The 14,543-nt window shown below is 43.2% G+C and carries 15 protein-coding genes and 1 pseudogene; 2 read left to right on the top strand and 14 right to left on the bottom strand.

The window, feature by feature from the left end:
* The first annotated feature begins 15 nt into the window (after window positions 1-15).
* On the top strand, window positions 16-624 hold the full coding sequence (locus F899_RS08415) for a MarC family protein (protein ID WP_004894827.1): 609 nt from the start codon (window positions 16-18) through the stop codon (window positions 622-624).
* A gap of 8 nt (window positions 625-632) precedes the next feature.
* Here F899_RS08415 and F899_RS08420 read toward each other — a convergent pair whose 3' ends face one another.
* Together F899_RS08420 and F899_RS08425 are read right to left on the bottom strand one after the other, a co-directional pair.
* Window positions 633-836 carry a hypothetical protein gene (locus F899_RS08420; RefSeq protein ID WP_004894830.1) on the bottom strand — a complete coding sequence of 68 codons (204 nt, stop codon included), beginning with the start codon at window positions 834-836 and terminating at the stop codon, window positions 633-635.
* A 90-nt stretch (window positions 837-926) separates the two neighbouring features.
* Entirely contained in the window at window positions 927-1,940 is a 1,014-nt protein-coding gene (locus F899_RS08425) for a M48 family metallopeptidase (protein WP_004809385.1), read from the bottom strand.
* 406 nt (window positions 1,941-2,346) lie between these two features.
* Between F899_RS08425 and F899_RS08430 the strand changes: the two are divergent.
* A pseudogene (locus tag F899_RS08430) lies at window positions 2,347-2,686 on the top strand (P-II family nitrogen regulator).
* A gap of 150 nt (window positions 2,687-2,836) precedes the next feature.
* Here the strand turns inward: F899_RS08430 and F899_RS08435 are convergent.
* The 12 genes from F899_RS08435 to F899_RS08490 all read right to left on the bottom strand — a co-directional run bounded on the left by F899_RS08435 (window position 2,837) and on the right by F899_RS08490 (window position 14,464).
* Window positions 2,837-3,127 carry a hypothetical protein gene (locus tag F899_RS08435; RefSeq protein WP_228127798.1) on the bottom strand — a complete coding sequence of 97 codons (291 nt, stop codon included), beginning with the start codon at window positions 3,125-3,127 and terminating at the stop codon, window positions 2,837-2,839.
* 186 nt (window positions 3,128-3,313) lie between these two features.
* Window positions 3,314-4,516, bottom strand: coding sequence for an MFS transporter (locus F899_RS08440; RefSeq protein WP_004809388.1), 1,203 nt, complete (start codon window positions 4,514-4,516; stop codon window positions 3,314-3,316).
* A gap of 94 nt (window positions 4,517-4,610) precedes the next feature.
* Complete coding sequence (locus F899_RS08445; RefSeq protein WP_005222109.1) at window positions 4,611-5,258, bottom strand: ATP-binding cassette domain-containing protein; 648 nt, start codon at window positions 5,256-5,258, stop codon at window positions 4,611-4,613.
* Window positions 5,258-5,944, bottom strand: a complete 687-nt coding sequence (gene modB, locus F899_RS08450) for a molybdate ABC transporter permease subunit (protein WP_005222110.1) — start codon at window positions 5,942-5,944, stop codon at window positions 5,258-5,260. The genes F899_RS08445 and modB overlap by 1 nt, the downstream gene beginning before the upstream one ends.
* 12 nt (window positions 5,945-5,956) lie before the next feature.
* Window positions 5,957-6,712: a molybdate ABC transporter substrate-binding protein gene (gene modA, locus F899_RS08455; RefSeq protein WP_005222112.1), complete on the bottom strand. Its 756-nt coding sequence runs from the start codon at window positions 6,710-6,712 to the stop codon at window positions 5,957-5,959.
* A gap of 14 nt (window positions 6,713-6,726) precedes the next feature.
* On the bottom strand, window positions 6,727-7,974 hold the full coding sequence (locus F899_RS08460; protein WP_005222114.1) for a molybdopterin molybdotransferase MoeA: 1,248 nt from the start codon (window positions 7,972-7,974) through the stop codon (window positions 6,727-6,729).
* Window positions 7,971-8,894, bottom strand: a complete 924-nt coding sequence (gene moaCB / locus F899_RS08465; protein WP_005222115.1) for a bifunctional molybdenum cofactor biosynthesis protein MoaC/MoaB — start codon at window positions 8,892-8,894, stop codon at window positions 7,971-7,973. The genes F899_RS08460 and moaCB overlap by 4 nt, the downstream gene beginning before the upstream one ends.
* A gap of 45 nt (window positions 8,895-8,939) precedes the next feature.
* Window positions 8,940-9,506 carry a molybdenum cofactor biosynthesis protein MoaE gene (locus F899_RS08470; protein WP_005222117.1) on the bottom strand — a complete coding sequence of 189 codons (567 nt, stop codon included), beginning with the start codon at window positions 9,504-9,506 and terminating at the stop codon, window positions 8,940-8,942.
* A 1-nt stretch (window position 9,507) separates the two neighbouring features.
* The gene (locus F899_RS08475; protein ID WP_004809395.1) at window positions 9,508-9,774 is read right to left on the bottom strand and encodes a MoaD/ThiS family protein; all 267 of its coding nucleotides are present in this window, start codon (window positions 9,772-9,774) and stop codon (window positions 9,508-9,510) included.
* 1 nt (window position 9,775) lies between these two features.
* Entirely contained in the window at window positions 9,776-10,837 is a 1,062-nt protein-coding gene (moaA, locus tag F899_RS08480; RefSeq protein WP_005222119.1) for a GTP 3',8-cyclase MoaA, read from the bottom strand.
* 226 nt (window positions 10,838-11,063) lie between these two features.
* Window positions 11,064-11,687, bottom strand: coding sequence for a molybdenum cofactor guanylyltransferase (mobA, locus tag F899_RS08485; protein WP_005222121.1), 624 nt, complete (start codon window positions 11,685-11,687; stop codon window positions 11,064-11,066).
* A complete protein-coding gene (locus F899_RS08490; protein WP_005222123.1) occupies window positions 11,687-14,464 on the bottom strand; it encodes a nitrate reductase in 2,778 nt (925 codons plus the stop codon). Before F899_RS08490 ends, mobA begins: the two co-directional genes overlap by 1 nt.
* Between the last annotated feature and the right edge of the window lie 79 nt (window positions 14,465-14,543).

A 14,543-nucleotide genomic window follows, 5' to 3' on the forward strand; every position in this document is an offset into this window, starting at 1 on the left:
AAAAAGGATTGAATAATGTCAGAAACTTTAAATGCCTTTGCCCTGTTCTTCTCCCTGCTCAATCCTTTTTTGATGAGTATTTACATGCTCGGAATTATCCGTAATTCCGAGGCCAAAGTATTCAACATGGCATTGATTCAGGGCAGCCTGATCAGCTTTATTGTTTTTATCATTTTTGCCAAGACTGGCGAAGCTTTCTTTCAGGAAGTGCTGCACGTCCGCTTTGAATCCTTCCAGATTTTTGGCGGTATTATCTTTCTGGTGATTGGCTATCGTTATGTATTTGAAGGTGCTGATACGATTGGGGTCATGCGTGGTGCACCTAGTCACCTGGCGGGCACCATTGCCATGCCCTTTATGATTGGTCCGGGAACCATTTCGGCATCCGTGATTACCGGCATTCAGCTCAGTTTATGGCAAACCATTCTGGTGATTTTCTCTACCCTTTTTCTGACATGTAGCCTGTTAATTCTAATGAAATATTTACATGATCATTTACAGCATAAATACTCTAACTACATCGATTTATATGTCGATATTGTCGGTCGTGTTGCTGCGCTGCTGATTGGGACAATTGCGATTGATATGATTGTCACGGGCGTCAGTGGCATCATGCAGGGTTAATTCAATCATTATAAAAGCCGTCTTAACTGCTTGTTGCGCGTCACCAGCCCTAAGACTTTTCGGCGTGCCATAATATCTTCTTGACTGCATTTCAGCATTTCAATGAGTTGTTCAATAGGTAAATTATTATTTTCAATCAGTATAATGTCCTGCTCACGTGTCCAATGAGCCGTGAGCAATTTAGCGGTTAATTTCTTGGTATTTACTCTCATTCATTTCAACGCATCATCAATCAATTGATTTCAGTTTAAAACACTATAAATCATATGCTGTTGAAGTCTGGTAAATCCATGTTTATCAAGTTATAGCACCCTTTTCACTGTGCTCAAGGCGTCTTTGGGTTGACTCACTGGACTTTGACTGGTGACGCTGGTTTGCACATTCGATTTGAGTACATAATGGAGCTTACCTTCTGCATCCTTGGTGATCGACTCAATATCAATATTACGTACCAGTTGACCATTAATCAGTAACCTAGTATTCGGATCTTGTTTGATTTCAATCAGATTTTTAGAGCTCAACTGTTCCGTAGTGCTTTTATCATAAAGCGCCATCGGGCTATCCAGATTTTCTTCAGCATATTTTAAACGCTGCTTTAAAGATGGATGCCGTTGCATAAATGCAGGTAATTTGCTTTGTATCGGGTATTCTTTCAGAAAAGTCGGATAGAACTGAGCGAATACTGCAATTCCCTGTTTAGGGTTATATCCTGCTCTTGCCATGAGTTCGAGTCCCAACAAATCTGCTTCTTTCTCCATACGGCGCTGATAGGTACTACCATACCCATCATGTAATATGCCCGTAATCAGTGCTGAAGTTCCTGCTGTTGCCCAGGCAGTTCCCACTAAAAGTGGACTTACAATATATTTCCAGCTCTGTGTTTCACGCTGGTGCTCACGAATAACATGTGCCATTTCATGCGCCAGAATGTACGCCAGCGCTTCATCATCCAGCATCGCACGATTTACCATCTTGTAGCTCATGAAAATCATCCCATTAGCCAAGGCACCTGCATTGGATTTGTCTGAATGATAAAGATGAACGCCCCATTTAATTGTTCGATCTGCTGAAATGTAATGATCCGTATAAGGAATTATCCTGTTCATAATTTTAGCGCAACGTATTTCAGCTTCACTTAAATATTCTTTTTCGATAAGTCCCGTTTTTTGGGTAAATTTACGCTTCGCCTGTTCAACGACCTGATCTTGAGATAACAACATGAGTTGTTTACGGTCAGCTCCGTGTCCCATATGAGTGGTATTGATACAACCCGTTAGAGCCCCAACAGCAATGAGTGCTGAAAATAAATTTTTCATACAAAAAATTACATTTTATTAACATTTGATTGTAGTTTTAGCGGAGTTCTTTTAAATTGTGAAGTTGTATTTAATAAATGTTTGGTCACTATTCCATTGCTAATCACTTAGAAAATAATTTTTTAAACTAAGCTTCTGAATTAATTATTTTTATATTAAAAATGAGGATTGGTTAAGGTTAAATCAGGATAAGCAGAATTAAAGCAAAGAAATAAGATTAAAAAAAGTAACAGTACTCATTTCTAACTTAATCCTCCCTTTTATTCATACAAAAGCAATCTGAAAAATCATTCATGCGGATTTCGTGTCTATGAAGTGAATTTGAAACAGTAAATACATATTTAAATTGTATCTCTCTTCAATGGCTTCTATTTTTAAAGAATTAAGATAAGCCAAGGAGATCGAGATGAAATTAATAACAGCAATTATTAAACCATTCAGACTCGATGATGTACGTGCTGAACTTTCTCATCAGGGTGTTCATGGTTTGACAGTCACTGAGGTAAAAGGTGCCGGGCGCCAGAAAGGTCACTCTGAAATGTATCATGGTGCTGAGTATAGTGCTGAATTCCTTCCGAAAGTAAAAGTAGAAGTTGCCGTCCCAGATGGAAAAGGTAGATCAGGTGATTGAAGGTATTATTAAAGCGGCATGTACCGATAAAATTGGTGATGGCAAGATTTTTGTCACGCCTTTAGAGCAGGTCGTGCGAATCAGAACCAGCGAAACTGGAGTAGCAGCAATTTAGGCATCTTTTGTAGAAGTAAAAATTTATCTCTAAAGAAATGCTGTTTATGAATCTATGCAAATTATATTTCAGTTAGTGGATCTATATAACTTGCAGAACAGCTCACCTATCTCATGATGGCGTGAGCTTTATTCTGGATAACTTGAATATTTATTTTTGAATTTTAGCTTCGACTGTTTTGGCATGTAAGACTTCGCTATCTGCTACCGTTACTTTCTTTTTCTCAAGATATTCTGCTGCCTTAGCAATATTTTTTTCTGCAAAATGCAAACCACCCTCACCTGCCATAGTGACGGTCGTAAACATGCAAATGCCGCCTAATAATGCGAAAGTAGATATTATTCTTACTTTCATCGCTTCCCCTCCAAATTTGTAATTACTGAATTGATTTTTCTTTGTTTTAGACCAAGCAATTATTATTCCAATTCTTAAATTGGACATATTCTATTTATTATAATCTAACATAATATTTACTAGATAAAGCAATGTAATATCAATCACATATTTTTACCAGATCTTCTCTTTATAAAGTTTAGATGAAATATAAAAAAAACCTCAAAAATGATTCATCTTTGAGGTTTTAAGATAGGCAATATTCTGTTTCGAACGTAGGTCTTGATCCTGTTTTTATTTTTGAGTTTTAGGCAGGAAGAAACTCAGTATGCCCAATAATGGCAGGTATGAACATAACTGGAATACCCAAGCAATACTGGTATGATCTGCCACATAACCTAATCCTGCTGCTGCGATCCCACTGATGCCAAACATGACGCCAAACATCAAACCGGCAATCGTACCCACACGGCCTGGTACTGCTTCCTGAGCATACACCACCATCGCTGAAAATGCTGACGATAAAATCAGGCCAGCGAAAATTGAAAAGATACAAGTCCAGAATAAATTGGCATACGGCATGAGTAAGGCAAATGGTGCCATACCTAAAAAGGAAAACCAGATCACTGCATTACGGCCGATCCGGTCGCCGATCGGCCCGCCAAAGAAAGTGCCCAAAGCGACGGCGCCCAAAAAGGCAAATAGATAGAGCTGCGCATCTCGGATTGAGATACCAAATTTATCAATCAGGTAAAAAGTAAAATAATTACTGATGCTCACGGTATAAGTAAATTTGGCGATCATCAGGATACCAATGACACCAAGCGCACGGATTAAAGTGATTCCATGCAGTTTGGACGCTGCTGTAGCACCCATCTTTTTCAGTTGTGTCTGGCTATTTGTGATGGTCCAGCGGCTAACCTTAAATAATACAAATATGCCAAAAGCAGCAAACAGCATCAGCCATGCCGAAGACGCTTGTCCATTTGGAATAATAATCAGTGCAGCCAGTAACGGTCCTACTGCAGAGCCACTATTGCCACCGACCTGAAAGGCTGATTGTGCAGTACCGAGCTTGCCACCAGAAGCCATACGCGCTACACGCGATGCTTCCGGATGAAAAGTCGAAGAACCGATCCCGATAATTGCAGCGGAAACCAATAGCATTACAAAGCTCTGCGATAAAGCTAACAGCAGAATCCCAAACAGGGTAAAGCCCATACCGATCGGTAAAAGATAAGGCTTTGGATATTTGTCAGTATAGAAGCCCACCCAAGGTTGTAATAAAGACGCCGTCAATTGATACACGAGAGAGATTAAGCCGATCTGACCAAAACTCAGGTCATAATTAGTTTTCAATAAGGGATAGATGGCTGGTAAACAGGCTTGAATCAGGTCATTTAAGAAATGTGCAAGGGCAACAGCAAAGACAATGGGTAAAACCATTTTTGAGGCAGACCGCGTTACTTCGGTCTGTGCAATATCCGTCATATTCATCCATGTAGTATCCGGTAATGGCTTAAGATTATACGCCAAGCCAAATTACTTGAAATTTATTTTATTTTCTCTTTATAAGTATTCTTAAAAAAAGTTATCTCGGCGAATTGCTTAGCTGATGATCCTGTAATTCAATAATTTCTGCATCCAGCTGTTCCAGCTCTTCATGATGATGGGTCACATAAATCATCGGCACCTGTATTTCATCGCGGATGCGAGTAAAAAATGGCAGGATCTGCTGTTTCAGTTTGGTATCCAGGCCAGTCAATGGCTCATCCAAGAGCAGTAATTCAGGACTGGACAACAGCGCCCGCCCGATCGAAATACGCTGTGCTTCCCCACCCGATAATTGCTGAATCCGACGCTGCAATAGATGATCAATTTCCAGTAACTCGGCAATCTCCTTTAATTGGAATTTTTCCTGTTCCAATTTGCCCCATTTTTTGGCGTAAAGCAGGTTCTGCTCAACATTCATATGTGGAAACAACATCGCCTGCTGAAATACCAAAGCGATCTTACGCTGATGGATTGGAATATGAATTTTCAGGTTTGTATCGGTCAGGATCTGTTTATTTAAATGAATATAGCCAGATTGTGGTTGATAGAGTCCAAGGAGTAATTTAAGAAAAGTGGTTTTTCCTGCTCCCGAAGGTCCAACAATTCCCAGGACAGAATTCTGCATCTGAACTGCTGCATCTAAACTAAAGGCATCCTTTTGATACTGAAACTCACACTGTAGCATTAGCGCTCCTGAATTTTCTGCTGATATTTTTGCATAATCCAGTAATTCGCCAATAATGCTGCAAAAGCCAGACCTAGAGATAAAAGCACCAGTCGTAAAGTCATCTGTTCGCCATCAGGTTGCTGTAATAGGGAATAGATCGCAATCGGAATGGTGCGGGTTTCGTCAGGAATGTTGCCAACAAAGGTGATGGTAGCACCGAATTCTCCCAGACTGCGGCTAAAACAGAGAATACTGCCAATCAGAATACCGGGCAACGCCAGCGGTAGGCTGATACTGCAAAAGACTTTATAGGGCTGAACACCCAAAGAATTTGCTACCTGTTCCAGTTGCGGATTAATCATTTGAAAGGACAACCGGATCGGTTGCACCATTAAGGGGAAAGCCACAATCATGGCGGCCAGCACTGCACCTTTCCAGTTAAAAGCCAGCTGAATGCCCCACTGCTGCAACCATTGTCCAATCCAGCCATTGCCACCAAAGACAATCAATAATAAATAGCCCAATACCACAGGTGGCAAAACCATCGGCAGGTGTAACAGTGTTTCCACCACATATTTCAAGCGAAACTCATGACGTGCCAGAATCCACGCCAATAAGATGGCAAACGGCAAACTGATCGCTGTGGCAAAACCTGCAACTTTTGCTGACAGGTACAATGCACTGAGTTCCTCTGGTGTCAGCATACTGGAACCATCCTAGAGTTTAAAACCATAGTGCTGATAAATCTTTTTCGCCTCGGTATGCTGACTCATAAAACGTATGAATTTGACTGCATCGGCATTTTTACTGCCCTGCTGAGTCAAGGCAATTGGATAGACAATCGGGCTATGCGTATGAGCTGGAAAGACCCCAGCAATTTTCACTTTTTTACTCTGTAACGCATCGGTTTTATACACAATCCCGGCCTGACATTCACCACGTTCCACAAAAGCCAAGGCCGAACGAACACTATCTGTTCCGACAATGCGGCCTTGCAGACCCTTTAACCATTTCAGATTGGTTAGACTCTGTTTAGCATATTTACCGACAGGCACAGATTCCATTTGTCCGGTACATACATACCCCTGAAAGGACTGGGCAAAATTAAATTGAGAACTGGCCTGAAAGCTTTGCTGACGCTGTAAAGGACTAATTAATACCAGTTCATTGCTTAATAAGGGCTTTACTTGAGATCTAGCTATTTTTTGTTTTTTTACCAGATAGTTCATCCAGTCCTGATCGGCTGAGAAAAAAATATCAGCCGGTGCGCCAGTTTCAATTTGCCGGGCGAGCGATGAAGATGCTGCAAAGACCAGCACTATTTTGATTGAGGGATACTGTTTTTCATAACGTCTGGCAATCTCCGTCACCGCATTGCTCAGACTAGCGGCCGCATAGACTCGGATGGTACTGCCAGCCTGGACTGAACAGGACAGGAAAACTGCACTGAATAAGATCAATCCCTTTTTCATCGGTGACATATTCCTTAAATAAACAGACCTTGCAGGATCTGACCGGTCTGGATGCTTTGCGCTGCCGGAATACGGACAATACAATTGGCCTGCATCAGATTACTCAGCATATGCGACTGTTGCTTCGGCAAGCTGGAAAGCTTTAGCATTCCCGATTCAAAACTTACTGCCATACGCAAAAAACGTTCCCGGCTATCGGCTTTCAAGTCATGACTCATTACTGCACTAAACCATTGTGGTAATTGCTTTTGACCTTGCAACGTACTGATTAAGGTTGATACATAAACCTGCATGCCTATATAGACTGCAGCCGGATTACCCGGCAGGCCGAGTAAATAACATGGATTTTGATCGGGTCGCTCAGATTTGGCGAAGAACATTGGCTTGCCAGGTTTCTGTTTGACTTTCCAGAATAACTGTTCAAAACTAATTTTCAGTGCTACCGGGCGGACAAAATCATAATCTCCTACCGATACACCACCGGTGGTCAGAATCAGATCATACTGGGTTCTCAGCCTTTGAAATAGCGCGCTGACCGCCTGTTCGGTATCGGCAACATGCATGATCTCAACCTGCTGGTTTCTGGACTGGAACCAGGCTTGAATTAAAGGAGCATTGGCATCAAAAATTTTGCCGGAATTCAGGTCTTCCACAGTGTCAGCCACTTCATCCCCAGTAATCACCACTGCAATTTTAGGATAGCGATAAACTGAAACTTCCCGGATCCCTGCCATGCTTAAGGCTGCAATTGTTCCAATACTGAGCTGCTGCCCCTGAACAGCCAGGCATTGGTCCATGCGAATTTCTTCACCGGCTTGACGGATATCAGCATCCAGTCGTAAGGCTTCAGTCAAGATAATAGTCGAGTCCCTGAGCTGTACAATTTCCTGTCTTGCCACCGTCGTGGTCTGCAACGGAATTTTCGCGCCAGTAAAGATGCGTACTGCCTGACCTGGCTCAAGTATCAGATCAGCTCCCTGTCCAGCACGAATTTCACCGATCAGCTCAAAACTGCTTTCTACTGGCATGTCGATATCCATATAGATGGCATAACCGTCTACAGCACTTTGCGAAAATATCGGCAGCTGAGTTTTTGAATAAATATCTTCGGCTACGAAACGGTTCAGTGCCTGACTTAAGGGCAGTGTTTCAATGCCTAGATGATCAGTATGATCTAAAATCATCTGCAGAGCCTGATCGACAGAAATTAGGCCGGGTTCACTGCCACAGGCGGAATGTTCTGTCGTTACAGCAGAGTTCATTCATAGCCTCCTACATGGGGAATATTTTTCTGTACATCAAACAGATGTACGAGTGCAGGTAAAATCGCCATTAAGGATTCTTTAGCCCCTTGGCGGCTACCCGGTAAGGTAAGGATCAGGCTGTTTTCAATATAACCTGCGACACCGCGGCTCAGTGCTGCGTAAGGTGTACGACGTTGACCAAAACTGCGTGCAGCTTCCATCAGTCCCGGAATTTCGCGGGTTAGTAAGGGTTGAATAGTTTCCACTGTCAGATCTTTAGGGCCAAGTCCCGTACCCCCCACTGTCAGAATTAATGGATAATCATTTTTTTGCTGTTCAATAAAAGCTTTTAGCTGTTCAGGACTGTCCGGAATCACCTGATACTGGATATAGCCAAAATTAGCTTCTTCCAGAATTTCCATCACATTCTGCCCGGCTGTGTCGGCTTTCTTGCCAGATGCCACGGTATCAGAAAGTACAATGACAGAGGCTGGTAAAGGTTCTTTCAAAACACGAGTGAAATGTGATTTTCCACCCTTTTTTTGCCCCAGTTTAACCTGATCCAGACATAATTCTTCCGGCTCACAATGTGGTTTCAGCATATCGTAAAGGGTCAAACCTGCCAGACTGACTGCTGTCAGTGCTTCCATTTCCACACCCGTTGGACCAATCGTTTCCACTACCGCAGTAATCACTATATGGGCTTCTTCAAGCTCATATTCCACATCGGTCCGATAAATTGGCAGTGGATGACATAGAGGAATGAGTTCATCAGTACGTTTTGCGCCTAAAATCCCTGCGATCCGGGCGGTTTTTAGCGCATCACCTTTGTCGGTATTACCATTACGCAGTAATTCAATGCAGTGTGGCGGCGCATGCAGAATCCCGGTGGCAATAGCAGTGCGGTAACTCTCCGGTTTCATTCCGACATCTTTCATGGCTTATCCTTCTTGAATCTTTTCATTTTTTACGCAAACTTGAATTTATAGCGGCCATTGATAAACAGGAACATCTGGCTGGATCAGGTTCAAAGGCAATTTTTCCGATTTATGCGCATCAGTACAGTTATGAGTATGCACATGCTTTCTATGAGTGTGATGATCTGAACCCTGGTCACGACGAATGCAGCAACCTTCGACATATTGGCTACTGCCATCCATATAGAATTCTTCTTTCCAGACCGGTACTTCATGCTTGACCCGTTCCACGGCTTCTTCGCAGGCTTGAAAAGCTTCCCGACGATGTGATGCATAGGCCATGGCAATAATGGCGATATCACCAATATCCAGTGAACCGATACGATGTACAACTCGGACATAGGACACGTCATATTCAGCCTGAATTTCCTGCTCGATCTGGCGAATCATCTTTTCAGCAACAGGTGCATAAGCGGTATATTTCAGTGCTTTAACCGCTTTACCTTCATGATGATTTCGTACTGTTCCAATAAAAATACCGATTCCCCCACATTCAGGAAAATATTGAATCCCATCAAATACGTCCTGTTGCAGCGGTGTGTCCTGAATACGGGCAAATTGTTTCAGTTCCATCTCAACCTCCTGCGACCGGTGACAGCAACACTAGAGTACTGTCCTGATTTAATCGAGTCTGACGAGAAATAATGTCTTCACCGATGGCACAGGCACAACGCTCTAACAGGTTGAAAGCTTCTGGAAAGGACTGAATGACTTTATTGAGTACATCGGCGACCAGACTGTCTATCTGACATTGCACAGTTAAATCTTGAGGTAACTGACGTTCGATCGCACCGAAAGATTCGATTTTGACGGTAATCGATGATTGAAGTTTTGTAGTCATCTTAGCCTCCTATCATATGCATGCTGATTTTTCGGAAATTTGAATGGGTTTTATGGGAGGGATTGAACAGTCTTTGCTGAGCCTGAATGGCCTGAAAGCCAGCAGCTTTATTCCAGATATAGGGTTGCAGCTGTTGTTGCAGGGTTTGTTCAGCTGATGCTAGGTGCTGTCTTAACTGTTGAATACTGTTTTTGAGTTTTAGACCTTGAGTTGAGAATAAGCAGTTAAATAATTCACCTTGAGCATTCAGTCGTAAACGGTCACAGTTACCACAGAATGAATTGGTAATCGTTGAAATAATGCCGATCGACATACCGTCAATGTAATAGCTTCGTGCTGGATTAGCCCCCTGACCTTGTCTGATCTTTACTTCAAATACTTGTGCCAGTTGATCCAGAATGTCCTGCTCGCTAACCACATGATCACGTGACCAGTTCTGGTCGCCATCGAGTGGCATAAACTCGATAAAACGCAATTCAACTTGTTCGCGTTTGGCCCAGTGTGCCAAAGACAGAATCTGGTCATCATTGATGCCTTTGATGAGTACTGTATTAATTTTGATTTGAAAGCCAGCCTGCTGGGCTGCTTGAATGCCTTCTAATACGGGTTGCAGTTTTTTTGCAGTTAACTGTTCAAATTGCTCTGCATCCAGACTGTCCAGACTGATATTCAGGTCATCTAGCCCGGCCTGCTTTAATTCTGCTGCATATTGTTTGAGATAATGACCATTCGTAGTCATTGAAATACGTTTCAGGCCGATTTTTTTCAGTTGTTGTACTTCAGCAATAAAATGCACCACACCTTGGCGCATTAAAGGTTCGCCACCGGTAATCCGAATCTGTTCAATACCACGGCGAACCATGAATTCACAAAAATGATAGAGTTCTTCAAAGCTGAGTAAATCGTGTTTTTTCATCCATTCCGGATGTTCTGGCATGCAATAAACACATTTAAAATTACAGCGATCCGTCACAGAGATACGGAGCTTACGCTTATTGCGTCCAAACTGATCCTGAAATACCGGGACTGGTTCAGCATGCTGTAAAGGATTGATGTGGTTCATTGCTTATTCCATCAGGGTCGATCATCAACTTTTTTTCTAGCCAAATTTTTGCTGACCGATGCCCTATTAAATTGCTATTGCTCTAGGGTTAAAGTGCAATAAGTGTTCCAACTTTGCGCAGAAATTGCGGCTTTTTAATATTTGAGTGCGATTTATTGGAATTTAAGAAAAATAAGAGTTTTAAACAGGTGTATTGCCCTACTTTTAAGCACTACTCACTCAGCACTTAGAGAAAATGCAGTTGCTGATGCTGCTGCAATTCATCAAAGGAGTTAATGCTGTGAAAAAACAGTGCATGATTTTTAAATCGCGCCATTTGCATGTGCATTTTCGCAAAACAATGTCTTAAACTGCGCTGATTTTGTTCGAGATGCTGAACCAGTGTCGGCAAACTGCTTCGTTTAAGTAAGCAGAATGGATACAATGCTATATCATTTATTTCCACTACAGCCACTTCACAAAGAAGATCTCGCTGCATGGCCCGATGTAATCCAGAAATAACCTTTTTTGGAATGTAAGTCACATCGCACGGTACAAATAGCACATAGTCAGACTGCACATGAGACCAGGCACTTTTCATGCCCATCAAAGGTCCTTGAAAGCCCGGTTCATCATCCTGAAAATAACGGATTGATGGAATAAGGCGTTCATAAATGGAGTGATCACGGTGGCTGTTGATCCAGACCTGACCAACACGCGATCTAAGCTGCTGGTGAATCTTGATCAGTTGAATTTCATCATCAAACTTTTGCAGCAGCTTGTTAATGCCATTCATCCGACGCGCCTGGCCACCGGCCAGGATGACTAAATCGGTGGGTGGATAATTTATACTCTTATGGATTCTTTTCATTATACGGACTCCGTCTGGCAAGCTTTAATCAGGCCACGAATTTCAGGTAAGCAGGAACCGCAGTTGCCGCCGGCTTTTAGACATGCGGTCACCTGTTTTTCATTGGTGATATTTTTTTCTTTTATAGTTTGGATGATGCGATTTTTACCGACTTTAAAACAGCTGCACACTAGCGCACCTTCACTCTTGCTCATTGAGATCGCCTGACCGGCCAGCAACGCTTTACGGTGCATGGCACTGAGTCGTTCACGCTGAAACAGCCCCGATAACCAGTCGCGATCTGGTAACAGTACTTTCGGAGCGATATACAGACTGGCGATCAGCTTGCCATCCTGCAACACTATGCTATGGCTGATATGCGCGGTCTGGTCCTCCAGATTTAGCCATTCAAAGTCCTCTTCAGTAAAAGGCAATAAGTTCTTTAACTGTTGGGTTGTGGTATTGAATTTCTGACGATCCGCAATTTCATAACGTGTCGCACGAATAGCCTTTACCTTGGTCCACCAGATGGTTTTATCAATAAAGGGTTGCACATAACTTTCATAACCTTCACGTACATACAGCACGCCCTGCCACTGGGTATGGAATGGCTGGATCAACACTGGCGTATGCTTAAACTCAGGCTCGCCAGAAATGGCATCGACCACCGGATTCACCAGCTTGCCGATACGTGCATCGGATGCCGCCTGATCATTCCAGTGGATTGGTGCAAAGACCTGACCACGACGGATATCGTCACTAACCTGAGCACGTAAAATACATTGTCCCCATTCAGAACGAACTTCGACCAGTTCACCATCCTGAATCCCGTATTTCAGTGCATCATTCGGGTGAATTTCACAGTAAGGTTCGGCACGATGTGTACTGAGATTGGCAGATAATCCAGTGCGGCTCATGGTATGCCATTGGTCACGAATCCGGCCGGTATTCAGAATTAAAGGATATTCACTGGAAACCTGATTAACCGGATCAATCGCAGTTGTAGCAATAAACTTGGCTTTACCATCAGCATGACTGAACTGGCCTTGGGCAAATAATCGTCCTACAGATTGAGCAGGTTGCTGTTTATCCCAAACCGGCCATTGCACTGGTTCCAGTTTGTCATATTCTTCTGCGGTTAAATTACTCAAGCCTTGCAGATTAAAATAACGGAAATATGGGGTTTCTAGACGTTGGGAAATTTCTACATTCTGATAGGCAGAGAGTCCGGCATGTTCTTTAAAAATTTCATGGCTATTGTGAAAATCAAACCCTCTGAAGCCCATTTGCTTCGCCACCTGTGCAATCGCCCACCAGTCGGATTTGGCTTCACCCGGCGCATCTAAAAAGGCATGTTGCCGTGAAATACGGCGTTCCGAATTGGTGACGGTTCCATCTTTTTCGCCCCAGGCTAAAGCTGGAAGTAATACATCAGCATATTGAGTAGTATCCGTATCCTGACAGATATCAGAGACCACTACGAATTCACATTTATCCAGAGCACGCTTCACCTGATCAGCATCGGGCAAACTGACGACCGGATTGGTTGCCATGATCCAGATGGCTTTGATCTTGCCGCTTTCGACTGCCTGGAATAGATCAACTGCCTTAAAACCCGCTTGCTTGGCAATATATGGACTTTGCCAGAATTTTTGCACCAGCTGTTGATGCTCCGGATTTTCTAAATCCATATGGGCTGCCAGCATATTGGCCAGACCACCGACTTCACGTCCGCCCATCGCATTTGGCTGACCGGTCATAGAGAATGGGGCTGCACCGAGTCTGCCAATTTTTCCGGTGAGCAAATGGCAGTTAATAATACTGTTGGCTTTATCGACGCCACGGGATGACTGATTTACGCCCATGGAGAACAATGTCATGACTTTGTCAGTCTGGGCAAATTTTTCAAAGAATTGAGTCAGCTTAGCAGCTGAAATACCGGTGCGTGCCGCAACATTTTCAATCGAAGCTTCCGCAGTACTGCTGGTCAAGGCCTGTTCCAGCCCTTGGGTATGTGCAGCAACAAATTCCTGATCTACATCACCATGCTGATATAAGTACTGTAATAGGCCATTAAATAGTGCAACGTCTTGCCCTGGCAGAATAGGCAGATGCAAATCTGCTGCTTCACAGGTACTGGTAAAACGTGGATCAACCACAACCACGAACAGGTCACGCTGTTCCTTGGCTTTCATGATGCGCTGGTAGAGCACCGGATGACACCAAGCAGTATTGGAACCCACCAGCACCACCATGTCAGTATGTTCAAAATCTTCATAACTGGCTGGAACCAGATCTTCACCAAAGGCACGCTTATGTGCAGCTACAGCCGAAGACATACACAGGCGTGAATTGGTATCAATATTTGCCGTGCCGAGATAGCCTTTGACGAACTTATTCACCACATAATAGTCTTCAGTCAGCAGCTGACCCGAGACATAAAAGGCAATGCTGTCACGGCCATACTGCTCAATATATTGCTGGAATTTATGGGCAGTCGTTGAAGTTGCAATATCCCAATCAGTAACTTCACGCTGGTCTTTACGACCTAACATTGGATGCAATAAACGGGTTTCCAATCCTAAGGTATCAGCCAGATTACTGCCTTTGATGCACAATTTTCCGTAATTCGAAGGATGTTTGACATCACCTTCAACAGTCACTTTCGGACCTGAGATCGTCGGCCTTACATGTGCAGTCACACCACAACCCACGCCGCAATATGGGCATGTGGTCTGTGTGATTTTAGTCTTTAATTCTGTGGAGCTATGCAGTTCCACCAGTGGGATACTATTCATTGCTGCTGTGCTCCTAAATTATCTAAATTCACTTATCTCGCCAAATCTATAATGTCTAGCTTTTACAGGTTTGATTTAA

The organism is Acinetobacter sp. CIP 101934, assembly GCF_000369585.1.
GTDB classification, from domain to species: domain Bacteria; phylum Pseudomonadota; class Gammaproteobacteria; order Pseudomonadales; family Moraxellaceae; genus Acinetobacter; species Acinetobacter schindleri.

Bases quoted from the DNA above. Each gene is read 5' to 3' on its own strand.
- F899_RS08425 (WP_004809385.1), bottom strand. From the start codon at position 1,940: ATGAAAAATTTATTTTCAGCACTCATTGCTGTTGGGGCTCTAACGGGT.
- modA (WP_005222112.1), bottom strand. From the start codon at position 6,712: ATGAAAAAGGGATTGATCTTATTCAGTGCAGTTTTCCTGTCCTGTTCA.
- moaCB (WP_005222115.1), bottom strand. From the start codon at position 8,894: ATGAAAGATGTCGGAATGAAACCGGAGAGTTACCGCACTGCTATTGCC.
- F899_RS08420 (WP_004894830.1), bottom strand. From the start codon at position 836: ATGAGAGTAAATACCAAGAAATTAACCGCTAAATTGCTCACGGCTCAT.
- F899_RS08440 (WP_004809388.1), bottom strand. From the start codon at position 4,516: ATGAATATGACGGATATTGCACAGACCGAAGTAACGCGGTCTGCCTCA.
- F899_RS08415 (WP_004894827.1), top strand. From the start codon at position 16: ATGTCAGAAACTTTAAATGCCTTTGCCCTGTTCTTCTCCCTGCTCAAT.
- F899_RS08475 (WP_004809395.1), bottom strand. From the start codon at position 9,774: ATGACTACAAAACTTCAATCATCGATTACCGTCAAAATCGAATCTTTC.
- F899_RS08435 (WP_228127798.1), bottom strand. From the start codon at position 3,127: ATGTCCAATTTAAGAATTGGAATAATAATTGCTTGGTCTAAAACAAAG.
- F899_RS08470 (WP_005222117.1), bottom strand. From the start codon at position 9,506: ATGGAACTGAAACAATTTGCCCGTATTCAGGACACACCGCTGCAACAG.
- F899_RS08460 (WP_005222114.1), bottom strand. From the start codon at position 7,974: ATGAACTCTGCTGTAACGACAGAACATTCCGCCTGTGGCAGTGAACCC.
- moaA (WP_005222119.1), bottom strand. From the start codon at position 10,837: ATGAACCACATCAATCCTTTACAGCATGCTGAACCAGTCCCGGTATTT.
- mobA (WP_005222121.1), bottom strand. From the start codon at position 11,687: ATGAAAAGAATCCATAAGAGTATAAATTATCCACCCACCGATTTAGTC.
- F899_RS08490 (WP_005222123.1), bottom strand. From the start codon at position 14,464: ATGAATAGTATCCCACTGGTGGAACTGCATAGCTCCACAGAATTAAAG.
- modB (WP_005222110.1), bottom strand. From the start codon at position 5,944: ATGCTGACACCAGAGGAACTCAGTGCATTGTACCTGTCAGCAAAAGTT.
- F899_RS08445 (WP_005222109.1), bottom strand. From the start codon at position 5,258: ATGCTACAGTGTGAGTTTCAGTATCAAAAGGATGCCTTTAGTTTAGAT.